Raw genomic sequence first — 23,731 nt, 5'->3', positions numbered from 1 at the left:
CGCTGTACACCCGGAAAGCCCATCTGACGCAGGCCGATCAATCTGGGATGGGTTGGACTGAAAGGGACCGAGCGCTACGAGGGCGAACACAGTGAGCCCTCGCCCTCCGCGAGGGGGCTTTCTGGCTGTTCGAGTCGGCGTTATCACGACCCGTGACAAGCGGCAGGTCCCTAACCTATTCATATGCCAGGGGCGGAGTGGCTGTATGCAGCGACAGTCCCTCCTCGTGGCGGTTGTCGCCGCGATTGCGCTGCTGTCGTTCAGTGTCGGCGCCGCGAGCCTCGACGCTGCTACCGGGTCCGATCAAGCGGAAATGACCCGTGACGACAGCGAAATCGACAACCCCGACGGACAGGGCCTCAGCGACCCGCCAGGTAGCATCGACCCGCCAGAAAGCGAGAACGGCGCTCGCGCGCTGCTGCCGAGTGTCCCCGCGCCGGCGGTCGGTGCGCTCGCCGTCGGCCTCGCGGTCGGGCTCGCGGTTCTGTGGCGACTGGCCGGCCAGAGCCGGACAATCGACGAGGCGGGCGGCGAGACGCCGGCCGTCGCAACGGCGGAGTCCGCGAGGAGCCCGTCGCATAGCGCTGCCGAGATCGATATCCCGCTCACAAACGACGTGTACCGCGCGTGGGCTGCCCTCGAAAACGCGGTGGCCCCGGAACGCAGTTCCTCAACGCCACAGGACATCGAAGCGGACGCGACGGCTGCCGGTGCCGACCCCGACGCCGTCGCCTCGCTACGGTCGGTGTTCGAGCGGGTTCGCTACGGCCGAGACCAGCCGGACGCAGATCTGGAATCGCAGGCCCGCGAGGCGCTGGAACGAGCGACCGACGACACGAACGACATCGTGTCGAATCCCGACGACGTGGCTTCTGAGAACAAGGACGCCGACGAGCCCGCAGGGGAGGCCGGCACGTGACACTGCGCCGGGTTCCGCTGGCGCTCGGCCTCGTCGCGACAGCCGTCGGCGTCGGCCTCGCCGCTCTCGGTTCGCCGCTGTTGCCCGCCGGCGCTGTCTCGGACCTCCCGATACTCGCCGCCGCCGTCTTCGCTGGCGGTGTCGCGCTCCTGGCGCTCCTCGTTCGCTCCCTCGACAGCGACCGCGGGATGGCGCTGCCGGACACTGACAGCCAGTACGTCACCGTCCCCGGCGACGACATCGACGAAGCGCTTGCTGCTGGGGCTGGACAGGAGGCTATCCGGCAGCGTGTCGAGGGGGTCGCGGTCACCGTCCTCCAGCGCAATGGGCTCTCGCCCGACGAGGCTACGGACGCGCTCCGGTCCGGCGCGTGGACGGACAGAGAACCGGCCCGGGAGCTGTTCGACGGCACACCGATTTCCCTCCGTGCGCGGCTGTCCGGGTGGCTCTCGGGCGTCCGCCCGTTCCAGCAGCGTGTCGCCCACGCGACGGCCGAACTCCGGCAGCGCGACGAGGAGCGATGAGCGAGGTCCATCGCACCGGCCGCTGGTTCGGACTGGCCGGGGCCGCGCTGGTCGCCGTCGGCGTCGGGCTCGTGGGCCAGGTCCCCGCGCTCGTGTTGCTGGGCGGGCTTGGCGTCACGCTGAGCGCGTACGACCGGGTCGCCGTCCCGCCGGCGGTGAACGTGTCGATACAGCGGTCCATCACACCAACCGAGCCAGCGCTAGGTGAGCGAGTGACTGTCGCGCTCACGGTCCGCAACGACGGGTCGCGAACGATTCCGGATCTCCGGCTCGCCGACGGCGTGCCGGATTCTGTCCGCGTCGTGGAAGGGTCGGCGTCGCTGGGGACAGCGCTGCGCCCCGGCGCGTCGACGACGATCACCTACGAGATTACCGGGGGAACCGACCGCTGCGTGTTCGACCCGGCGACGGTCGTCGTCAGGGACGTGGTCGGCGTCGTCGCCCGACGAACGTCCGTCACGGCAGAACCTGATACCGTCACCTGGGAGCAGCCGGCCAGTTCAGCCCTGTTGCCGCTGGTCCCGGCGGTGGCCCGCCGGCCCGGGACGGTGCCCGTCGACGAAGGCGGCGAAGGAGTCTCATTCTACGCGGTCAGGGAACACCGGTCGAACGACCCGCTCTCCCGCGTTGACTGGAATCAGTACGCCCGGACCGGCGACCTGCGGACCGTCGAGTTCCGCCGCGAACAGTCGGCGACGGTCGTCGTGGTCGTCGACGCCCGAGCAGCCGCCGCGCTCGCGCCGCGTCCGGACGCCGAGACGGCAATCGAGCGGTCGACGATGGCCGCCGTCGCGCTCGTCGAGGGGCTCCCCGAGGACGGCCACGAGGTCGGCGTCGCGGCGTACTCGCCACATGACGCGTGGCTCGCACCGGGCACGAGCGCCGCACACCAGCAACAGGCCCGGGACCTGCTCAGGACCGACCGCGCGTTCGCCGCGACATCGGTCACCCGAACGCCGGACACAACGAAGCTCATCGCACAGTTGCCGACGGCGGCGAACATTGTCTTTCTCGGCCCGCTGTGTGACGACGATAGCGAGGCGCTGGTCCGCCGACTCGCCGCCAGCGGCCATCCGGTGACCGTCCTGAGTCCCGACCCGACCGCGACGGACACGGCGGGCCACCGGCTGGCGCGGCTCGAACGCCGCGAACGCCTCCGTCGACTGCGAGCCGCTGGCATTGCCGTCCACGACTGGCCCGCGGCAGAGCCGCTGGAACGAGTCACCGAACGGGTCCAGCGGGGTGGCCAATGATTACGCGAACTGGAGCCGTCTGCGGCGGTGCGGCGCTGGCGGCAGGCGTTGTGACGCTGTTCGTCGCCGGTATCAGCGCCGTCTCGACTGCCGCCGCTCTCGTCGGCGTCGTGCTGCTCGCCGGCGGGCAACTGATTCAGTCCGGGCGGCTGGTCGACCTCGCCAGCGCGTCGCTGTTTCTGGCGCTGCTGGTGGCCGCCCTTCAGGGGGCAACGACAACCACGGTGCTGGCCGCCGGCGGCGCAACGGTGCTTGCCTGGACGTTTGCCCATGCAGCTATCGACCTCTATGCGGACCTCGGGACAGCGCCCGGGACACCCGTCGAACTCACCCACGTCGCGGGGACGACAGGGCTGGTCGGAGGAAGCGTCGTGGTGACGACGCTGCTCTTTCAGCTCGACGTGCCGCCGCTGTCGCCGCTGGCGCTGGCAAGCGTCGTGCTGGGCGCGATTGCACTGACCGCGGCGCTCAGGCGATAGCGGCCGAGGCTGTTTCGGTCACGGCCGGCTGTGGCTACTGGGCAGGAGACTTTGGAGAACGTCGCAGCGGGGGACTACCGCGTCGGCTCAGCCGCTGATTCTGGGGCATCGACCACCGTAAGCACGTCCTCGGTATCGGCGTCGGACAGTGGGAACCGGAGTGAGACGGTCGTCCACCCGTCGGCTCGGTCGTACTCGATGCCACCGCCGGCCGTCTCGGCGACCCATCGGGCGAGCCAGATACCGAGGCCGCTCCCGTGCTGGAGGTTCGTGATGTCCTCGTCATCGAACACGACGGCCCGCTCGATGGCGGGAATACCGGGGCCGTCATCGAGAACACGGACGAACGCGTCGCCGTTGGCCTGTTCGGCTATGATTCGGACGGCCGTACCCGGCGGTGTGTGTTCGACCGAGTTCTCGACGAGATTGTCAATGGCGTCGTAGACGGCCGTCCCACCAGTGACAGGGAGTGTGCTCGGGAGTGCCGTTTCGACCGGCGTACCGGGGCGATAGCTATCAGCGACAGACCGGGCCAGTGCCGCTGCGTCGACCGACTGGTCGGCGTCCCCGTCGAGCGCAGTTTCGACGCTCCGTGCCTTCTCGCTGACGGCGGCGAGGCGGTCAGCCGCGTCGAGTGCGCGGGACGCGGCCAACGAGACGGACGAGTCGGCTGCGTTGGCACGAACGTATTCGGACGTCCCGAACATGACAGAAAGCTCGTTCCGGAGATTGTGTCGCAGGACGCGATGGAGAACACGGAGCCGTCGCTTTTGCCGCCGGCTGTCCGTCACATCCGTGTACATCGCGAAGCCACAGCGGCGGCCGTCGGCCGTGTCGTACGGGACGCCGCGATAGATGAACTCGCGGCAGCCGTCGGCTGTTTTCCGGGAAACGACGGCGTAGTTGACTTCCCCAGCGGCCGTCCGCTGGTCGTAGTTGACCGCCTCTTCGACGCGGTCGCCGGGAACAATGTGCTCGTTGAGGGGTTCACCGACGATTTCCTCGCGGTCGTACCCGAAGGTCTCGACGAACGCGGGGTTGACCGTTCGCACAACCGGGACGAAATTGACGATTTCGAAGCCGACGACCGCATCCTGGATGAGGTCGAACAGGTACTGGAACGGGTCGGCCATCTCGGTCGTTCGGCAGAGCGAGCCGACGACGGAGCCGTCGTCTGTGGCCGTGAGCTCGAGCGTAACCGGACGAGAGCGGTCGCTTTGCGGGAGTGTGACCTGGCAGGTCCGTGTCATCCGGTCCGAGGCACTGCTGACGGCCTGTCTGGCCGCGGTCAGTGTCTCGCGGTCCTCGGCTGTGACCAGCGCTTCGACGGGTGTGCCGACAAGTTCGGCAGGTGTTCGGTCGAGCAGTGCAGCGAACTCGTTCGTCGCAAACGTGAGCCGACCAGTGTCATCGAGACCGAACATCAGTTGTCTCTGATTCGGAGGAAGGGTGGGCCCGAAAGTTGTGATACTGGCTGTTTCTCGCCCACGGTGCCACGCGGCGAGGCCGTAAGCGTCAGGTACTCGCGGCCGTCAGTCTGTGTTAGCGTGAGTTCCTGATCGGCAGCGCCCGAGTAGAACGCCGCAAGCGTGGCCGGGACCGCGTCGTCGTCGATGACGTTGACCACTGTGTCGTGGGGTTTGAAGACGCCGTCGTCGTTCTCGTACCGGGCCTCTCTTGCAGCCTGTTCGCCCATCAACTGTATTTCTCCTTGAATGTTCCCGACGATAACCAGCGGGGTGTCCCGTCTGGTCGCCGTCGTCTCGTTGGCAGCACCGAGCGAAGTCCGGTCGAGGCCGAACACGTTGTACCGCGCGTCCCAGTGTCCGAACATATCGAGAATAAACAGGACGTCGTCATCAAGCGCGTCTTCGAGCGAGTAGTCGGTTGCTGCGAACGCGGCGGCAAGCGTCGACCGGTCGAGGGATGGTGGTGGCGTCAGCGAGACCGCCCGGCCGGCGGCGACGGCCGTCGCACACAGTTGGGCAACGGCACCGTCGACCTGCGTTTCGTCGGTGGACCGGATCACTGCCTGACCGCCCATGACGAGGCCGCCGCCACAGAGGTCGTCGAGGCCGTCGATACCGGTCGGGACTGTCGGCGCGTCCGCCAGCCGGTCCTGCCGGTCGGCCTCTGCAGCGGCGAGTACGTCGTCAATCTCGTCGAGCATCGCGGTCTGCTCGGAGCGGGCGGCACGTATCTCAGAGAGGTCGTCTTCAATAGCAGCGGCGCGGTCAGACACCGTTTCACACCGCTGGGCGACCGCTTCGCTTGTCGTCGCCTGTTCGTCGGTCGCCGCCGAGACGGAGGCGATGCCGTCGGCCGTTTCCGCAACAGTGTCGGCTACGTCGTCAAGCCGAGCCATCGCCGTGGTGACCTGCTCGGCCCCGGTGTCGATGCCGTCGATAGCGTCATCGAGTTGTGCAACGGTGTCGTCTGTCGCTTCCCGAACCGCCGTCAGCGTCGTATCGATTTCTTCAGCCTGCTGCTGTGATTCCTCAGCGAGCCCCTTGATTTCGTCTGCAACGACAGCGAACCCGTCCGTATCGGTGGTGTCGCTCGCTCGCGCCGCCTCTATCGAGGCGTTCAGTGCGAGCATGTTCGTCTGGTCGGCGATGCGGTCGATGCCGGCCAGTGCATCGGCGATACGGTCGACCTGATCCTGCAGGGCGGCCACCTCTGTGGCGACCGCCTGGCCCAGTTCGCGGACCTCGTCCATCGACTCGATGGCGTCAGCCGCCGCTTCCCGCCCGTCGTTTGCCGCGTCCGTTGCCCGCTGGCTCTGCTCGCTGACCTCGGTTGCGGTCGCAGCGATCTCCTCGATTGTGGCTGAAAGCGACGACACCTCGTCGGCGATCCACTGTGCGTCGGTTGCCTGTGCCGTTGCACGGTCGTCAATTGCCGCGAGCTGCTCGCCAACAGTCACCGACGCCGCCTGAACGACATCGAGTGCGCCCTGTGCGTTCGCGACTGCGCGTTCCTCTGTCACGGCCGTCGACTGGTCCGGAACGGAGGGATAGTGGTCCGAAGCCATAATCAGCTATGAACCCTCCGAAGCATAATTGACTTGTACAGTTTATCGGCACATTGTGCCACGTCTCCCCACTGTTTTCCGGACATTTATACTAAATCCGAATCTGTGGTCGCGAGGTATAACCCTGTTGTCGCTGGCAACACCCGCCAGCCGAGAGCGCGCGCAAGCAAAAACGGCCTATTTGGCCCCCTGCGGCCGGAACCGGGGTCGACAAACGTCCAAAATTCCAGTGTGCATATACGGACTTTCTTTACGGAGAACAACCTTATATCCATAATATCATACCATAATCTGGACGGTCGTCTACCACATCCCCTCTAATTTCCGTATTCATAAAGGCAAACCTTATGTAGTGCTGTTACCAGACCCTTTCTCGTGAAAGAGTTGAAGAAGTTGAGCCAAAGTGGGTCAAAGTTGGACATGCAGACGGCAGCCGATAACAAAACGAAACAGGTGAACTAGAAATGAGCTACACTGCACTACAAGTAGATCCGACCGTACTCGCAGAGGGGGTTAACCTGCTGTGGGTGCTGGTGGTATCGTTCCTGATCTTCTTCATGCACGCGGGCTTCGCCATGCTTGAGGCGGGCCAGGTGCGCTCGAAGAACGTCGCGAACCAGCTAACGAAGAACCTCCTGACCTGGTCGGTCGGTGTGACGGTGTTCTTCCTGATCGGCTCAGGAATCAGTGCGCTGGTCGGCGGCAGCGGCTTCTCGCCCGCCTTCGGTGCCGGGGCCGCAAACGACTACGTCGGCTGGCTGTTCGGTGCCGTCTTCGCGATGACGGCAGCGACCATCGTCTCCGGTGCGGTCGCCGGACGAGCCAAGCTCCGCGCGTACATCACGTACACGTTCCTGCTGGCGGCGGTCATCTACCCCGTCGTCACCGGCATCACGTGGGCCGGCGCGTACATCAGCTTCGGCGGCGAGGCGTTCCACGACTTCGCCGGCGGGATGATCGTCCACGGCATGGGCGGCATCGCGGGCCTCACGGCGGCGTACGTCCTCGGCCCACGCATGGGTCGGTACAACGAGGACGGCTCCGCGAACGTCATTCCGGGCCACTCCCTGACCTTCGCCGTTCTGGGAACGCTCATCCTCGCGTTCGGCTGGTACGGCTTCAACGTCGGGACGGCGGCGACTGTCTTCGTCGTTGAGGACGGATCGCTTGCCCTCGGCGCGTTCGCGACGGTCGGCCGTGTCGCGATGACGACGACTATCGCGATGGCCTGTGGTGCGATGGGTGCCGGACTGGTCGCGTGGCTGAAGACCGGCAAGGTCGACACCCTGTACGTGGCAAACGGACTGCTCGCCGGACTGGTCGGCATCACGGCGATCCCCGACACCACGACGTGGTGGGGCGCAATCATCGTCGGTGCCCTCGCAGGCGGACAGCTGCCGGTCGTGTTCAGCTTCATCGAGAACCGGATGAAAATCGACGATGTCTGTGCTGTCTTCCCGGTCCACGGTAGCGCCGGTGTGCTCGGCACGCTGCTGTTCCCGTTCGTCGCCACGCCCGGCACGGTCGGGTCGGTCGTCAACGCCTTCATCGCACAGCTTATCGGCGTCGCCGCTATCGCGGGCTGGACGATTGTCGCAACCGGGGTCGTCTGGTACGCACTCAAACTGGCCGGTCAGGCCCGGGTTACGCCCGAGCACGAGCAGGAAGGGCTGGACGTCAGCGAACACGGCGTCGAGACCTACCCCGAGTTCGGTGGTGGCGAGAGCGTCGTCGCCGATGGTGGTAAAGTGAGCCCGAGCATGCGTACTGACGGAGGTTCCCAAGATGACTGACGAAACCGACGACTCCGAAATCAAGATGGTAGTGGCAATGGTTCGACCGGACAAACTCGGCGATGTGAAGAAGGCGCTGGCGGAGGTCGGCGCGCCCTCGCTGACAGTGACGAACGTCTCCGGCCGCGGCTCACAGCCCGCAAAGAAGGGGCAGTGGCGCGGCGAGGAGTACGTCGTCGACCTGCACCAGAAGGTCAAAGTCGAGACAGTGGTCGCCGACATCCCCGCAAAGGATGTCGTCGATGCCATCGCCGACGGTGCCCACACCGGCGAGAAAGGTGACGGCAAGATATTCGTCCTCCCCGTGGACAACGCCTACCAGGTCCGAACCGGCAAAGAAGGCCCAGAGGCAGTCTGAGCGGACGAAATGGTCGATGATACCGACAGGCAGGTAGTGAACGCACTGCTCCAGGACGGCCGGGCCAGCGCCCGTGACGTCGCCGCCGCGACCGGCATCGCGGCGACCACGGTGTCGCGCCGGATAGACGACCTGGAGGCGACCGGTGTGATCGACGAATACACCGTCGACATCGATTACGGGGCGCTGGGCTACGACGTGACCGCCGTGTTCCAGCTCTCCGTCGAGGGCGACGGGCTCGGACGGGTGGTGGATCAGTTACGGGATCGACGCGAGATGATCGCGGTCTACGAAGTGACCGGCGACCACGACATCGTGGCCGTCGGGAAGTTCACCGACACGCAGTCGATGAACGAGCGGATAAAGACGCTGCTGACCGACGAGGACATCCGATCTGCCTCGACGTCAGTCGTGCTGAATACGGTGTGCGAACACGAGCAGTTTCCGGTCGACGGAACTGACGCCTGAGGGCGGCGTCTGTTTTTGCGACTGGCAATCACAGCAGTGAGTAGCGTCCCGTATCGGTTTGGAGACCTATTGAGCGATGAAGCAAGGTTTAATTACAGCAGTAGTAATATATTTTTCACCATGGATTGGGATGCTCGGGGGTCGACAGTGACGCGACGGGAGCTACTCGCAGCCGTCGGAGCGAGTTCGCTCGCCGGACTTGCCGGCTGTGGCGGGGGCAGCCGTGCCACGACGCCGACAAGCAGTGCCACAGCGTACGCGAACCAGCCGGTCGACGACGACCAAGTGACGATTGGTCTCACAGTCCCGCAATCGGGATCGTTCTCGCCGGTTGGGTCCGGCCAGCAGCGCGGCTTCGAGCTGGCCATCGACCACCTCAACGAGGGCGGCGGCTGGGTCGACACCGACGCGTGGCAGGCGCTGTCCGGGGACGGCATTCTCGGCCGGACGGTCGAGAGCGTCATAGCCGACACGGAGTCCAGTTCGAAAACGGCCCGGGACGTGGCGGAGACGCTGGTCGAGCAGGACGGTGCCGTGATGGTCGCCGGGGGCGGGTCGACGAACACAGCCCGGGAGTTGCTCAAGTACTGTCCGACCCGCGGCGTGATCCACATGCTCGGGTTCGCTCCGGGGACGAACGTCACGGGGATCGACTGCTCTCGATACGGATTTCAGGAAATGCACAACGGTCGGATGGCCGCCAATGCGCTGGTTCCGGTATTGACCGAGCGGTTCGACGGGCGAACGGAGTTCTACCAGTTGTACGCCAGCTCCGATTTCGGCTTCACACAGTCCGAGCAGTTCAAGCGCCGGTTCCAGTCGGAGAACTGGAGCGAGATGGGCGCGACGAAGACCCGGGTCGGAACGGAGAACTTTAGGCCGCAGTTGCGGGAGGCCGTGGACGCTGACGTCGACGCCATCGTGTTGTCCTACCGTGGGCGTGACGCAGTCACCGCGCTGAACCAAGCGACGGACATAGTCCCGGAAGAAATGGACATCGTCATGCCGATCGTGAGTCGGCAACTGGCCCGCGATGTCGGCGCCGACATGGCCGGTATCGTCGGCACCATTTCGTGGGATTACAGTATCGATACGCCGCTTTCAACGGCGTTTACCGAAGCGTTCGATGCGGCGTATGCCGCCGACGAGGTCCGGGTCCCGTCGGACCAGGCCCGACTGGCCTACGCGCAGACGCTCCAGTACGCCGCGGCCGTCGAGCGGGCCGGGACGTTCGAACCGCCGGCCGTCATCCGTGAACTCGAAGACACCACGTACCAGGCCGGACGCGGCGAGGCGACGCTACGGGCGTGCGATCACCAGTCTATGGGGCCCGTTCCCGTCATCGAAGGCTCCAGTCAGGGTCCCGAAGTACTCGACGTCATCGAGATTTCGACTGACGTCGGGTACGGCTGTGAGGAGTATCCGGCAAGCGAGTGTACTGACCTGGGGCCGTACGAACCCGAGACAGCCGGCAGCTGACGGGCGGTGGCGTTAAGCCGCTTGCGACGTTCCAGAAGATATGGGCTTGAAAGTGGACGTGCGGAAGCTGGACCTTTTCAATCAGATGGCAAAAGAGGGGTCTGGGACAGTCGCGGAGAACCTCGGTCAGTTGACCGGGCTCGACGCGACAGTTCGGACCTCACAGATCAATTTTCTCGACATCGAAGACGTCAAAACACACATCGGCGACGACAAGGGCGTCGGCATCTACGTCGAACTGAACGAACCGCCCTACGGCTACGTCCTGTTCCTGCTCGAACCAGAGGACAGCAAGCAGATGGCCAGCGCGATGATGGGCGGGATGGGTGAACCGAGCGAGGGTGAAGGGTTCTCCGACATGGAACGGTCGGCGATGCAGGAGATCGGCAACATCATGACCTCCGCGTTCATCGACGGGTGGGCCAACGTGCTGGAGACGACCATCGACATGGGGACACCGAACTTCGTGTTCGGGCCGGCCGACGGCATCATCGACGAGATGGGCGGCTGGCCGGACTCCGACCTGGTGTTCGTCGTTGACTCGCGTATCACCGTCGACGACGGCGACCTCGGGATGACCGTGTACACGTTCCCCGAACTGGAGGACCTCGTCGCGCTGATTCAGGATATCGACCTCGACACCGACGTGGCGGTAGACACCGAAGCCAGCGATATTCTTGACTGACAGCGGCACGCTATCTCTGCACACCCTGTTCACCGCGTGGCCAGAGTAGATCTAATCGCCGATCGGACAGTCTGCAGTCCGTCGACACCCGATACCAGCTCCGCCGATGCTAATTGGTTACCCATTTCTATTGAAATAAGTATTATATATATTTATCATCAAAACAGCTGGTATGGGATTGGAAAGAGGGGGAGAGGCAGTTGACAGGCGGTCCGTACTACAGATTGCCGGTGGAGTCGGTAGCGCGGGGCTTGCTGGGCTGGCGGGGTGCCAGGGCGGGGGATCGAGAGCCGAAAACACACCGGAGCACCCACCGCTGGGGAACTATCCGGTCGAGGGCGACGCGGTCACGCTCGGCTTCAACGTGCCACAGTCCGGGACCTACGCCGCCGAAGGGCGCGACGAACTTCGAGGGTATGAGCTCGCTGTCACGCACCTCAACGAGGGCGGCGGCTGGGTCGGACAGGGTTCCTTTGACGTACTCAGCGGCGATGGCGTGCTCGGAAAGACTGTCGAGTACGTCACTGCAGACACGGAGACAAAGCCGGATGTCGCGACGGCCAATGCAAAGGAGATGATCGAGCAGGACGACGTCGTCATGTTTTCCGGCGGCTCATCCAGTTCAGTCGCCATCGCTCAACAGGAGGTCGCACAGGCCCAGAAGGTCCCGTATATGTGCTGTCTGACACACTCGAACGACACGACGGGGACAGACTGTGTCCGCTACAGCTTCCGGGAGATGTTCAACGCGTACATGACCGCACAAGCGCTGCTTCCGGTACTCAAGGAACGGTTCGGCCGGGACGCCCAGTACGTCCAGATCTACGCGGACTACAACTGGGGGCAAACGATGGAGTCGTCAATCCGTGATTTCTTCACGTCGAGTGGCTGGGTCGAACTCACGAGCATCCCGACGCGACTCGGGACGACGAACTACGAGGAACCGCTCAAACAGGCCCGGGACGCCGGTGCGGAGGTCGTCTTCCTCGACCACTACGGACTTGACGCCGCAAACTCACTGACAAAGGCACAGGAAATTCTCCCTGACGAGGTGGGGATTGTGGTGCCGCTGTACAACCGTATCGTGGCGCAGAACGCCTCGAAAGCACTCGACGGCGTCGTCGGGACAGTTGCGTGGGATACCAGCATCTCGTCAGACCTTTCCAATACGTTCAAGAACGCCTTCACCGCGGAGCACGGGAACGCACAGCGACCCTCCGGCGTGGCCCATCTGGCCTACGCACAGACGCTCCAGTACGCCGCGGCCGTCGAGCGGGCTGGCACGTTCTACCCGCCAGCGGTTATCCGTGAACTGGAAGACCACGAATACTCGGTCGGGCTGGGCAGCCAGACGATGCGGAGCTGTGACCATCAGGCCCAGCGTGGCGTACCAGTGGTCGAAGGGCTTCCCGAGTCCGAGCAGTCCCTCGGCCGGTTTTATGACCTGCTCAGGGTTACAAAAGCGGTCGGATACGACTGTGACGGCGGCCCGGCCGCCGAGTGCGAACTCGGAGACTACGGGGACTAGAGCCAGCGCACAGCGACGACTGTACAACGGAAAATACGGAAAACGGAGAACCGAGCGGGGACTGGACACAAGCAGTCCCCAACTGTCAGAGGCAGACGGACGCGCCCTGAAACGGGCACGTCACGTCGGCGTATCCAGCTGTTCGGAGCCGGGGCCGCGTTACTCCAGTAGCTCCGGTGCTGCGTCGTATGCCACCCCCTTGACCGCGGATTCCGACGGGTCGTCACCGTCGTGGTCGGTCGGACAGTCTGTCTCAGCCATGGTTAGTCGTCCGCCGAAATCGGCTGGCCCTCGGCGTCGGTCGGGGCCGGGCTGTCGCCGTCGTCGAAGGGGTACCACGATTGCTTGCCGTCGGCCAGACACGGGTCGGTGTACCCCTCGACCTCGTGGGGTTCGGCCAGTTCGACGATTGTCTCGTGGCCGGTGGCATCGACCCACTCCCGGAACGTCTGGCCCTCCGAGCGGAGCGCGGCGTAGGCCTCGACGATGTTGGCGATCATCCCCGGGACTTCGTCTGCGGGGACGCGCTGGCGGACCCACTCGATGAACGTCGGCTCCGCGCCGATACCGCCGCCGACACCGATATCGACGGCTTCGACCATCTGGCCGTCCTTGCGGGCGCGCATCCCCTGTAAGCCGATGTCGGCTGTCATCGCCTGGCCGCAGTCAGCCGTACAGCCCGAGAAGTGCATCTTGATGCGGTCCACATCATCGGGCACGTCGACGTTGTCGCCGAGCCAGCGGAGCAGGCGGGCCATGCGCGCCTTCGTCTCCGTGAGCGCGAGCGAGCAGAACTCCGTTCCGGTACAGGCCATCGCCCCCTGAACAAACGGGTTCGGCTCGGGCGAGTGTTTGTCCAGTAGCGGCTCGTTGAGGAGATTCGAGAGGTTCCCGTCGGGTACGTCCATGATGAGCGGGTTCTGTCGGCGGGACAAGCGCACTTCGCCGGAGCCGTAGGCGTCAGCGAGGTCCGCGAGTTCGATGGCGTCCTCGGCGGCGAGTCGACCCACGGGCACCGAGAGCCCGACGTAGTTCTTCCCGTCTTGCTGGTCGTAGACGCCGACGTGGTCGTGGGCGCCGTGTTCGGCCGATTTGCCGGCGTTGTACGTGTATTCCCCGCGGAAGTCGGTGCCGGCGGTTTCGAACTCGAACTCCAGCCGCTCGTCGAGTTCCGCGCGGATAGCGTCGGTCCCGTGTTCGTCGACGAAAAACCGGGCGCGGTTCTTCGAGCGGTTCTGACGGTTGCCAGCCTCGTGGTAGTACTCGACGAAGGCCCGGACTGTCTCGACGGCGTGTTCGGGCCGGATGAACAGGTCGAGCGGACGGGCCTCGCGGGGTTCGCGACCGCCGAGGCCGCCGCCGACGCGGACGTTGAACCCCTCGACTTCCTCGCCGTCAATGAATTTGTGGGCCGGCTCCAGCCCGATGTCGTTGATGCTGTCCTGTGCACACCCCTGCTTGCACCCCGTCACCGAGATGTTGAACTTCCGGGGCATGTTGGCCAGGTCGTTATCGTCGCGGATGGTTTCCTGAATCTCGTCCAGAATCGGGCGGGATGCGACGTACTCCTCGGCCTTGCCGGCGACCGGACAGCCGGAGATATTTCGCATTGTATCCCCACCCGCCGAGCGCGAGGAGACACCGACAGCTTCGAGTTTCTCCCAGATCTCCGGGATGTCCTCTAGCTTGAGCCAGTGCAGTTGGATGGACTGTCGCGTCGTGAAATCAATCCAGCCGTTCCCGAACTCGGGGTTCTCCGCCGGCCCCTTCGCGTAGTCGCGGGCAACTTCGCCGATAGCCCGGAGCTGGTCGGGCTCCAAAACGCCGCCGCAATTTGTCAGCCGCATCATGAAGTACGACTCTTGTCCGCCGCGGTGGTGGAAGACACCCCAGAACTTGAACCGCGAGAACCACTTCTCGCGTTCGTCCTCGGGAATAGAGTCCCAGCCTTTCTCGGCGAACTCCTCTAGTTTCTCCCGTACTTCATCACCGTACAGCTCCGCCTTGTACTCCTCTTTTTTATGTGCCATCTTCGCGCCCCCTCGCTCTTGATAGATGTGGTTTTTTATCTCCCATAGGTATCTGAATGTCCGCTAATTCACGTCTAATTACTCAGCTTGCTGTCTTATAACCCTAATCGTTAAAGAAGTAAAGAGTATGAGTGGGTTCGGAAACAGCTGTCCAGAATTATACCGTCTGGGAGGTATTTAAAGAAGTTATACACCACACCGTCGAAAGGGATAAAACCGCAGTACTGCAGGCGATTGGCCGGCCGAGCGCTGGAACTCGATTTCAGAGACGCGACCTGAGGATAGGTCGCCCAACCGGGGTGGACCCGTAGAACTGAGGTGTCAGTCGCGCGTGCGCCAAACCAGACCGGACGGACGCGACACGTAACGCAGCGGCTGTAGCAGTGAACGCGCGTGAAGTAAACGAGAGACCGTAGGGGGTCAGTCGTCGCCGGAGGCGACGGTGGTGCCTTCCTGCGTGCTTCCGACGAAGCCGGCCGCGTTAGCGATTTTCGCAATCTCCGGTCGGAACACCCACGCCGACAGGGCGACGATGGGTATCATCGTGACAGCGGCCACGGAATACCCCAGGTGGAGGTTCGCCAGCCACGGCGCGGAGTAAAACAGCGGGTAGACAATCCCACCGACAGTGCCGACGCCGCCGACGACACCCGCAACAGAGCCCGAGTCGTTCGGGAACATCGCAGGCACCTGCGCGAAGATAGCGCCCTCAGCCCAGGCACAGCCCGTGCCCACGAGGAAGCCGATGACGACAGCGTTCAGCAGCACCCCAGAGAGGCCGGCCAGCGTCATAGCGAACATCATCACCACGATGAAACAGAGTCCGAGGAACGTCCACTGTTCGCGGTACTGGCCCTCGAAAAAGGGCAGGATGTTCTTCTCCTTGCGGGCCAGCAGGTCGCTGCCGTAGCCACCGAACGGCCGGAGCAGTCCCGCTGCAATCGAGAACGTCGCGGCGAAAGTACTCGCGATGACGAGGTTGTCCTGGTTGAACGCCTCGCGGTAGTAGGTGGCGAGCCACCCGTTCATCGACAGTTCGAGGCCGAAGGACATGATGTACGCGGCGGCGAGGACAACAGTGCCGTATCGCGTGGCCGTGTGCAGCCAGCCTTTGAAGTTGGTATCCTCCTTGGTCGCCTGGCGTTTCGCCTCGGTCTTCGCGGCCTCGCCGAGCGTGTAGTAGGCGATTGCGAGGAGGATGGAGACGATGCCGGTGTAGAAGAACGCGGCTCGCCAGTTCGTCGAGAACAGCGGCCCGTTCCACCCGGACCCGAACACGCGAGGGAGAATCAGCGCGCCGCCGGCGGCACCGGCGTTCCCGACGCCGGCGTAGATACCCTCTGCCAGCCCGAGGTTCTCCTCCTCGAACCACTCGGCGACGTGCTGGATGCCGATGACGAACGTGATGCCGGCCGTCGCCACGATGAGTCGCAACACGAAGAACACGGAGTAGTCCTGTGCGAAGGCGCTCCCGATCGAGAACACGCCGACGTACGCCAGCACGATGGCGAAGATGGCCGGCGCGCCGAACTTATCTGAGAGCCACCCGGTGAGCATCCGGCCGAACGGTGCCATCCAGATGGCCGAACTCGCAAGGATACCGATTTCCGCCGTCGACAGTCCGAACTCCTCGGCCATCGGGCCGGTAAACGGCGCAAAGGAGAACCAGATGAGAAACGAGAAATTGAAGCCAATGGTCGCCAGCAGCAGCGTCCGGTACTTCGTCATCTTGATCAGTCCCATGCCGACACCTCGGTTACGGACTGACCATCATTCACGATTATTAGCGAGATTTTGTCCACCAATTCGATTTTATTTTGGATGTGTGCCCACATCAGTACATAGAGTCCGAAAGTCCCACCATTTAATAACAGTAACCCTTTACAGAACGGCTATTCCAGTCCGCCTGAGTGGATAGACCGCAAATATATCATCGGATATCCCCTGTTTAAGGACATTGAACGCCCAGCGGATGCGGGAATAACTGGACATATTTGGAGTGACTCGAGCGAGTTCCGAGAGCCGTGTGTTGGTTTCCCGTCGGGGCTGCGCCCGACAGACGCTCAGTCGGCCGTGGCCGGCGGCAGTTCGGCCTCTGGGGCGACGAGGCGAGCAGCACACTGCTTGAAGTTCGGCTCGTCAGACTGGGGGTCCCGGTCCGAAAGCGTCAGCCGGTTCGTCGCCGGATGGTGAATCGGGAGCCACACCATCCCGCGGGGGACGCCCTCATCGCGGTCGATGTCGACTGTCGCAGAGCCGCGACGGGTCTCGACGGTCAGTGTCTCGTCGGTGACGAGTTCGCTGTGTTCCGCGACCGTTTCGGGGTGGATTCGGGCCACCAGCGGCCCGGCCTCGCCGCCGCGGGATCGGACGCCGGTGTTGTACCCGTCGGCCTCGCGGGCGGTCGTCAGGGTCAGCGGGTAGTCCTCGTCGGTCGGTTCCGGGAGCGACCCTTGGCGGCCGGTCGAGAACTGTGCGCGGCCGGACGGGGTCGGGAACGACCACGACTCGTCGTCGTGGTAGCGGTAGCCACCGGCGCTGTCGTCGTCGGGCGCGGGCCACCGCACGGCGTGGCTGTCGTCGAGGCGCTCGTAGGTGATGCCCGAGCAGTCAGCAACTGTCCCCTCGGTGAGGGCAGTGAATTCGTCGAACACGGCCGACGGGTCCGGGGACGTGCTCTTGAACAGGCCGGGAAACAGTCGCGAGCCGATGGTGGCGATGATGTCCAGATCCGGCCTGACACCGCTTGGTAGGTCGGTGGCCGACCGGACGCGGGAGATAGTCCGCTCCATGTTCGTCGTCGTCCCGTCGCTTTCGCCCCACGTCGCGGCCGGCAAGACCACGTCGGCAATCTCCGTCGTTTCGGTGTGGAAGGCGTCCTGTACGACGACGAAAGCGTCTTCGAGTGCCTCGCGGACCGAGTCAGCCTCGGGCATCCCGGCGACGGGGTTCGTGGCAACGGCCCAGACGGCGTCTGGCTCGGCTTCGAGCATCCCAACCGGACCGGGGCCGGTGTCGTCGGGGAGGCGGTCCACCGGCACATCCCAGTGGTCGGCGACGAGGCGGCGGTGGTCCGGGTCCTCGAAAGCCCGCTGGCCGGGCCAGGAGCCCTTCGAGGAGCAGATGCGGGTCCCCATCGAATTGGCCTGGCCGGTCAGCGAGAACGGACCGCCGCCGGGCCGGAGGTTCCCCGTCGCCAGCGTCAGGTCGATGAGCGCCCGGGCGGTCTCGGTCCCCTGAACGTGCTGATTGATGCCCATGCCCCAGTAGATGAGCGCCTGCTGGTCCATCGCGTCGGCCAGCAGGTCCACCTGGGCCATCTCGACGCCGGCCTCGGCGGCCGCGTCCGTGGCGTCGGGCAGCGTCGCGAGCAGATCCTCGAACCCGTCGGTCGCCTCGTCGACGAACTCGCGGTCGACCCGACCCGTCTCGACGATTCTTGCGAGCACGGCTCGGGCCAGCGCGAGGTCCTTGCCCGGAGCAGGCGCGACGTGGTGTTCGGAGTTCTCCGCCGTCTCGGAGCGGACGGGGTCGACGACGATGATTTCGACGCCGTCCTCGTCGGCGGACTGCTGAATCCAGCGGAACAGCACGGGGTGGGCGACTGCCGGGTTCGCCCCCCAGACGACGTGTCGGTCGGCATCGCTGATGTCGGCGTAGGTACACGGCGGCGCGTCGCTGCCGAAGGCCTGATAGTAGGCGGTGACGGCACTCGCCATGCACAGCGTCGTGTTGGCATCATAGTTCGTTGTGCCGAAGCCGCCGCGGGCGACCTTCCCCAGCGCGTATGCCGCTTCGTTTGTCTGCTGGCCGCTACCCAGTACCGCGACGGAGTCAGGGTCCTGCTGGTGGGCGGCTTGGAGGCCCTCGACGGCGCGAGCCAGCGCCACGTCCCACTGGGTCTGGCGGAGTTCGCCGCCACTGCGGACCATCGGCCGGGTGAGCCACTCCCCGTCGGGGTCTTTGCTCTCCCGGAGGCCACGTGCACAGACGAGACCCTGGCTGACTGGATGCGCGGCGTCGCCGCGAACAGCGTCGATACCGTACCCTTCGTCAGCTCCCTGATGCATGTGGCCACAGCCCACGGCACACCGCATACACGTCGTCGGCACCCAGTCGCTCACAGCCCCTCACGCGCCGTTCCGACGCCCATTTGTCCAGTTTGGCATGATATTACAGTACGTTCAGATGCCATTATCGTGTTTGCATAGAAGAACACACACTGTATAACAGTAACTCTTTACGAAATGCTTATTTTAGTAGTGAGTGCGTGACATCTGTCCACTAGATCGGAGGCACCGCGAAGTAACAACAGTTTCTTTCTGACAGCGGCCAAACGGCAGCGTATGAACCACGAGCAGTCACGAGCGCTGTACGACCGCGCCCTGTCGGTGCTGTCGGGCGGCGTCAACTCCTCCGTGCGAGCGACGCGGCCCTATCCGTTCTTCGTTGAGAAGGGGGACGGCGGGCACGTCATCGACGCCGACGGCAACCGCTACATCGACTTCGTCATGGGCTATGGCCCGCTCCTGTTGGGCCACAGCCTGCCCGAACAGGTGCAGTCGGCCATCCAGCAACACGCCGCCGAAGGGCCGATGTACGGCGCACCCACCGAAGTCGAGGTCGAACTGGCTGAGTTCGTCACCCGGCACGTCCCCAGCGTCGAGATGCTGCGGTTCGTCAACAGCGGGACTGAAGCAACCGTCTCGGCGGTCCGACTGGCTCGTGGCTACACGGGACGGGACAAAATCGTCGTGATGCAAAGCGGCTACCACGGCGCACAAGAGTCCACGCTGGTCGAGGGCGAAGGCGATCACACCGCCCCGTCCAGCCCCGGTATCCCCGAAAGCTTCGCCGAACACACGCTGACAGTCCCGTTCAACGACGAGGAGGCTGCTCACGAGGTGTTCGAGGAACACGGCGACGACATCGCGGCTGTCCTCACCGAACCAATCCTCGGGAACTACGGTATCGTCCACCCGGTCGAGGGCTACCACGACACGCTCCGGCAGCTGTGTGACGACCATGGCTCCCTGCTCATCTTCGACGAGGTCATCACCGGCTTCCGGGTCGGCGGCCTCCAGTGTGCTCAGGGCGCATTAGACATCGACCCCGACATCACCACCTTCGGGAAGATCGTCGGCGGCGGCTTCCCGGTCGGGGCAATCGGCGGCAAAAGCGAGATCATCGAGCAGTTCACCCCCGCGGGCGACGTGTTCCAGTCCGGGACCTTCTCCGGCCACCCCGTGACGATGGCGGCCGGCTTGGAGACGTTGCGGTATGCGGCTGAACACGACGTATACGACCATGTCAACGACCTCGGCGAACGACTCCGGGCAGGCTTGCAGGACATCCTCGCAGACCAGGCGCCCGAGTACACCGTCGTCGGTCGAGATTCGATGTTCAAGGTCATCTTCACCCGTGATGGCCCAGATTCGCTTGAGGGGCAATGCGAGGCTGGCTGCCAGCAACAGGAGTCCTGTCCGCGCTTCGAGTACTGTCCGAAGACCGGCCACGACGTGACACAGGCCGAGACCGAGCGATGGGAGCGGCTGTTCTGGCCCGCGATGAAGGACCAGGGCGTGTTCCTCACGGCGAACCAGTTCGAGTCACAGTTCATCTGTGATGCCCACACAGGTGAAGACATAGAGAATGCGCTCGAAGCATACAAAGAGGCGATATGAGGTGAGCGACGACGACATCGCACTCTCGGAGAAGCGGATGTACGGGGCGAAACGCCCGGAAACCCACGCGTACGTCGCGTCGGGTCTGGGCGTCACCCGGGTCGAGACGGCCGGTGGCCAGATCGGGCGGTTCAGTCTGAGCGAGCGGTGCAATGCCCGTGACGTGGCCGGCGCGAGCGGCGAAGTCGCGGTCGCCACCGACGAGGACGTGCTCGTGTTGACCGACGACGGTTTCGTCCCGACCGGGTTCGGACCGGCCACCGCTGTCGGCTACGACGGCGACGGACTGCTCGCAGCCGGCGACAGCCGGGTCGCTCGGTACGACGGTGGGTGGCGGGATATCGGCGCGGTCGCAGACGTCCGTGCCATCGACGGCGACCGCCTCGCTGCGGCCGAGGGCGTGTACGCCCTCCCGTCACTCGACCGACTCGGCCTCGTGGACGTGGCCGACGTGGCGGGCGACTACGCCGCGACCGAGAGCGGGCTGTACCGCTACGAAGGCGAGAACGGCGAGTGGACCGAGGTCCGATCGGGCCACCATCTGGCGGTTGCAAGCGACGGCGAACGCGTCCACGCTGCCGCGGCGGACGGCTTGTACGAACTGGCAAACGGTGCGTGGGAGCCCTGTTCGTTGCCGGCCACCGAACGCGTCGTCGACGTGACGTACGGCGACGACACCTACGCCATCACCGAGAACGGGACCTTCCTCGTCGCGACCGCCGCCGAGGCGACCGCCGACGGACAGGGGGGCTGGCGACAGCGCTCGCTGGGCGTCCCCGATGTCGTCGGCGTCGCTGTAGCCTGAGTCGATCAGTAGTATCTAAGTGGGATTCGCAGTTCTATCCGGCCTTCACAGTATCGACCGGCGTCCATGCCCGCTTACTGCGGTATTTGCTGTCTGTCGGCTTCTTTCAAGATGATCCCGTAGCCCCGGAGTGCTCCGGACTCGTCAAAGCTCGCAGAGAGCGTCATGTCCGTCCAGCAGCGCGTGCCGTCCTGACGGATCTGGAACCCTTCGTGGGAGACGGTCCCGTCTGTTTTCGCGGTATCGAGGAGTCGCTCGGGAAGGCTGTTCGCCAGATCAGACTCCTCGAAGAACGTCGAAACGTGCGCTCCCAGGATCTCGTCCACATCGTAGCCCGTGAATCGTCGGGCACCGTCGTTCCAACGAGTGACGTAGCCCTCGTGGTCAAGGGTGAAGAAGGCGTGGTCGTCCATGGCATCGATAAGAACGTCGAACTGAGTGCTCTGTCCCATCAACTGCGTCCGTTCAGGGGTGATGTCCCGCGCTGTACACACGATTACCCCGTCGTCAGCGTGAGCCAGACGATGGTTCGTAACGAGCCTGTCTCCGCCTTTCATCAGTCGAACTGTTTCGCCCGACCAGTACTCGTTCTCTTTGACCGCTGGGATGATGTCGTTCTCTAGCCGGTCCGCTTCATCGTCGTGGTACAGAATTGTCCAGTGCTTGCCGGCCAGTTCATCCTGCTCGTATCCAAATAGGTCCGCAAAGGCGGGGTTCACATACGAAAACGTCCCGTCCGGGTCGATGAGGCTGATCCCTTCGCTGGCAGTCTTCATCGCCCTGTAGCTACGGTCGATTGTACGGACGGCACGGTAGCGTTCGACAAGGTTCGTGATTCGATTGGCCAGAACCGCGTACTGGTCGGTACCGTGCTCTTTCTGGATGTATTCCGTCACGCCAGCGGTAATGGCTTCACTCGCAATCTCTTCGCTCCCTTTGCCAGTAAAAAGGATGAACGGCAGGTCAGGATACTCTTCGCGGACTGCAGCCAAGAACTCCAGTCCGTCCATTACTGGCATATCATAGTCCGAGACGATACAATCGATGTCCTCCGCCCGAAGAATCGCAAGACCATCGGTCCCGCTCGTTGCCGTTTGAACTTCGAACCGTTCGTCTTCTTGTTCAAGAAACTGGGCAGTCAAATCCGCAAAATCAGGCTCGTCATCCAGATGTAATACCTTCATTATTTTGGAGGGACTACTCTGTTCGTACTTTGGAATCGGACGGAGATAAATACCTCATCTAGTTATAAATAATATTATACAAATATGTCGTTGTGTCCCGGAATTGGCATGATCACACAAGCTACATCAGTGTTGTAGCGATGTGTGTCAATTACAATATATTTGTCTAAGAGGAGAGTCAGCCACGGTGTCGGGGAATCGAAAAGAGGTTTAGCCCGGACAGCCACCCACCGCACATGATTATCCCCGGGGCGGACACGCAGGCGTTCGCGGCGACCCTCGCCGAGGCGACTGGCGAGCGGCTGGGACGGGTCGAGTACGAACGGTTCCCCGACGGTGAGCACGTCGTCCGGGTCCCAGACGCGGTCGCCGACGAGCGGGCGGTCGTTGTCGCGTCGACCGTCGACAGCGACGCGCACCTACAATTGCTCCAGTTGCAGGACGCGGCCCGCGAAAGCGGCGCGAGCGAGGTCATCACCGTCATTCCGTACATGGGTTACGCCCGCCAGGACGAGGCGTTCAAGCCCGGTGAGCCGGTGTCCTCGCGGGCGATGGCCCGCGCCATCTCGACGGGAACCGACCGCGTGCTGACGGTGAACCCCCACGAGCCGGCCGTCTGTGACTTCTTCGACGTGCCAGCTACCAACGTCGACGCCGCGAGTGTTCTCTCCGACCCACTGCCTGCGGACCTGCGGGACCCGCTCTTTCTCTCGCCCGACGAAGGCGCAATCGCCCTTGCAACGACGGTCCGGGATGCATACGGCGAGGGTGAGACGGACTTCTTCGAGAAGGACCGAGACTACGACACCGGCGACATCGAGATCAGCCCCAGCGACGCGCCGGTCGAGGGCCGGGACGTGGTCCTTGTCGATGACATCATCGCCACTGGGTCGACAATGAGCAAATCCGTCAGCGTCCTCGGTGACCGCGATGCCCAGCGTGTGTTCGTCAGTTGCGTCCACCCGATGCTCGCTAGCAATGCCCTGACGAAGCTCAACAGCGCCGGCGTCGAAGCCGTCTACGGGACGGACACACTCGAACGCGCCGTCAGCGAGGTCAGCGCCGCACCCGTCGTCGCAGACCAGTTGTAGTTGCTACTTTCTTCCCCTCTAGCGAGGGAGGGACTCCGACGCTTCGGCAGCCGCCACGGCTCGCGGTTCCTTTTAGTCGCCGCCCGCTTGTTCCGAGGCCTCCCGCTGGTCGGCCTCGCACGGCGCAATCGCAATCTCCATATCAGTTCCTTCGACGTCCCACGTCTTGCGGTGGCCGTCCTCAACGCCGCTGAGTTCATCAGCCCGGACCTCCTCTTTAATCAGTGCTTCGTGCTCTCTGACAAGCGAATCCACGCGCTTGTCATCGATTGCCAGATCCACGACAATGCGCGCCTCGATGTCCAGTTCGAGGTCCTTGCGCATCTCGGCTGCCACCTTTTTCATCGTCGGGTCCGCTCGCGATACTCGCGAACCACTCTCTGCTCACGGGCGCAAAGCGCCCGTTCGCATGGTCAG

At 64.0% G+C, this 23,731-nt stretch carries 20 protein-coding genes; 13 read left to right on the top strand and 7 right to left on the bottom strand.

What is annotated here, in order from left to right:
- Positions 1-205: 205 nt before the first annotated feature.
- Genes AV059_RS08005 through AV059_RS07990 form a run of 4 tightly spaced genes read left to right on the top strand, consistent with a single transcriptional unit; the run spans position 206 to position 3,175 of the window.
- Positions 206-919 (top strand): DUF4129 domain-containing protein, encoded by a 714-nt coding sequence (locus AV059_RS08005; RefSeq protein ID WP_058993724.1) that lies wholly within the window; start codon positions 206-208, stop codon positions 917-919.
- Positions 916-1,443, top strand: coding sequence for a hypothetical protein (locus tag AV059_RS08000; protein ID WP_058993722.1), 528 nt, complete (start codon positions 916-918; stop codon positions 1,441-1,443). The genes AV059_RS08005 and AV059_RS08000 overlap by 4 nt, the downstream gene beginning before the upstream one ends.
- Positions 1,440-2,696: a DUF58 domain-containing protein gene (locus tag AV059_RS07995; RefSeq protein WP_058993720.1), complete on the top strand. Its 1,257-nt coding sequence runs from the start codon at positions 1,440-1,442 to the stop codon at positions 2,694-2,696. The genes AV059_RS08000 and AV059_RS07995 overlap by 4 nt, the downstream gene beginning before the upstream one ends.
- Positions 2,693-3,175: a hypothetical protein gene (locus tag AV059_RS07990; protein WP_058993718.1), complete on the top strand. Its 483-nt coding sequence runs from the start codon at positions 2,693-2,695 to the stop codon at positions 3,173-3,175. The genes AV059_RS07995 and AV059_RS07990 overlap by 4 nt, the downstream gene beginning before the upstream one ends.
- Positions 3,176-3,249: 74 nt before the next feature.
- Here AV059_RS07990 and AV059_RS07985 read toward each other — a convergent pair whose 3' ends face one another.
- Positions 3,250-4,599, bottom strand: coding sequence for an ATP-binding protein (locus tag AV059_RS07985; protein ID WP_058993716.1), 1,350 nt, complete (start codon positions 4,597-4,599; stop codon positions 3,250-3,252).
- Positions 4,599-6,209 (bottom strand): methyl-accepting chemotaxis protein, encoded by a 1,611-nt coding sequence (locus tag AV059_RS07980; RefSeq protein ID WP_058993714.1) that lies wholly within the window; start codon positions 6,207-6,209, stop codon positions 4,599-4,601. Before AV059_RS07980 ends, AV059_RS07985 begins: the two co-directional genes overlap by 1 nt.
- Before the next feature lie 464 nt (positions 6,210-6,673).
- Between AV059_RS07980 and AV059_RS07975 the strand changes: the two genes are divergently transcribed.
- The 6 genes from AV059_RS07975 (at position 6,674) to AV059_RS07950 (ending at position 12,520) form a co-directional block, all read left to right on the top strand.
- Positions 6,674-8,002, top strand: coding sequence for an ammonium transporter (locus AV059_RS07975; RefSeq protein ID WP_058993712.1), 1,329 nt, complete (start codon positions 6,674-6,676; stop codon positions 8,000-8,002).
- Positions 7,995-8,360, top strand: a complete 366-nt coding sequence (locus tag AV059_RS07970) for a P-II family nitrogen regulator (RefSeq protein WP_004590411.1) — start codon at positions 7,995-7,997, stop codon at positions 8,358-8,360. The genes AV059_RS07975 and AV059_RS07970 overlap by 8 nt, the downstream gene beginning before the upstream one ends.
- A 9-nt stretch (positions 8,361-8,369) precedes the next feature.
- Positions 8,370-8,828, top strand: coding sequence for an HTH-type transcriptional regulator Lrp (lrp, locus tag AV059_RS07965; protein WP_058993710.1), 459 nt, complete (start codon positions 8,370-8,372; stop codon positions 8,826-8,828).
- A 120-nt stretch (positions 8,829-8,948) separates the two neighbouring features.
- Complete coding sequence (locus AV059_RS07960) at positions 8,949-10,307, top strand: substrate-binding protein (protein ID WP_058993708.1); 1,359 nt, start codon at positions 8,949-8,951, stop codon at positions 10,305-10,307.
- A 40-nt stretch (positions 10,308-10,347) separates the two neighbouring features.
- Positions 10,348-10,992: a chemotaxis protein CheC gene (locus AV059_RS07955; RefSeq protein ID WP_005536887.1), complete on the top strand. Its 645-nt coding sequence runs from the start codon at positions 10,348-10,350 to the stop codon at positions 10,990-10,992.
- Positions 10,993-11,164: 172 nt separating this feature from the next.
- Positions 11,165-12,520, top strand: a complete 1,356-nt coding sequence (locus tag AV059_RS07950) for a substrate-binding protein (protein WP_058993706.1) — start codon at positions 11,165-11,167, stop codon at positions 12,518-12,520.
- A gap of 263 nt (positions 12,521-12,783) precedes the next feature.
- On the opposite strand, the gene AV059_RS07945 is transcribed toward AV059_RS07950, so the two are convergent.
- From AV059_RS07945 to nasA, 3 genes are all read right to left on the bottom strand, one after another.
- Positions 12,784-14,550, bottom strand: coding sequence for a nitrite/sulfite reductase (locus AV059_RS07945; protein WP_058993705.1), 1,767 nt, complete (start codon positions 14,548-14,550; stop codon positions 12,784-12,786).
- Positions 14,551-14,970: 420 nt separating this feature from the next.
- A complete protein-coding gene (locus AV059_RS07940; protein ID WP_058993703.1) occupies positions 14,971-16,293 on the bottom strand; it encodes an MFS transporter in 1,323 nt (440 codons plus the stop codon).
- A gap of 320 nt (positions 16,294-16,613) precedes the next feature.
- Positions 16,614-18,620, bottom strand: a complete 2,007-nt coding sequence (gene nasA, locus AV059_RS07935; RefSeq protein ID WP_369815290.1) for an assimilatory nitrate reductase NasA — start codon at positions 18,618-18,620, stop codon at positions 16,614-16,616.
- A 276-nt stretch (positions 18,621-18,896) separates the two neighbouring features.
- On the opposite strand from nasA, the gene AV059_RS07930 reads away from it, so the two are divergent.
- Positions 18,897-20,234, top strand: coding sequence for a glutamate-1-semialdehyde 2,1-aminomutase (locus AV059_RS07930; protein WP_058993701.1), 1,338 nt, complete (start codon positions 18,897-18,899; stop codon positions 20,232-20,234).
- 1 nt (position 20,235) lies between these two features.
- Positions 20,236-21,039 (top strand): hypothetical protein, encoded by an 804-nt coding sequence (locus AV059_RS07925; protein ID WP_058993699.1) that lies wholly within the window; start codon positions 20,236-20,238, stop codon positions 21,037-21,039.
- Between the two features lie 74 nt (positions 21,040-21,113).
- Here AV059_RS07925 and AV059_RS07920 read toward each other — a convergent pair whose 3' ends face one another.
- Positions 21,114-22,223 (bottom strand): PAS domain S-box protein, encoded by a 1,110-nt coding sequence (locus tag AV059_RS07920; RefSeq protein WP_058993697.1) that lies wholly within the window; start codon positions 22,221-22,223, stop codon positions 21,114-21,116.
- Positions 22,224-22,459: 236 nt separating this feature from the next.
- Between AV059_RS07920 and AV059_RS07915 the strand changes: the two genes are divergently transcribed.
- On the top strand, positions 22,460-23,314 hold the full coding sequence (locus AV059_RS07915) for a ribose-phosphate diphosphokinase (protein ID WP_058993696.1): 855 nt from the start codon (positions 22,460-22,462) through the stop codon (positions 23,312-23,314).
- 72 nt (positions 23,315-23,386) lie between these two features.
- Here the strand turns inward: AV059_RS07915 and AV059_RS07910 are convergent, their stop codons facing one another.
- A complete protein-coding gene (locus AV059_RS07910) occupies positions 23,387-23,659 on the bottom strand; it encodes a DUF5915 domain-containing protein (RefSeq protein WP_058993693.1) in 273 nt (90 codons plus the stop codon).
- Positions 23,660-23,731: the final 72 nt, after the last annotated feature.

Origin of the sequence: Haloarcula sp. CBA1127 (assembly GCF_001485575.1) — an archaeon.
In the GTDB taxonomy this organism is placed as follows: Archaea; Halobacteriota; Halobacteria; order Halobacteriales; family Haloarculaceae; genus Haloarcula.
The sequence above is the reverse complement of the archived record's forward strand: the minus strand, read 5'-3'. Positions and strand labels throughout refer to the sequence as shown.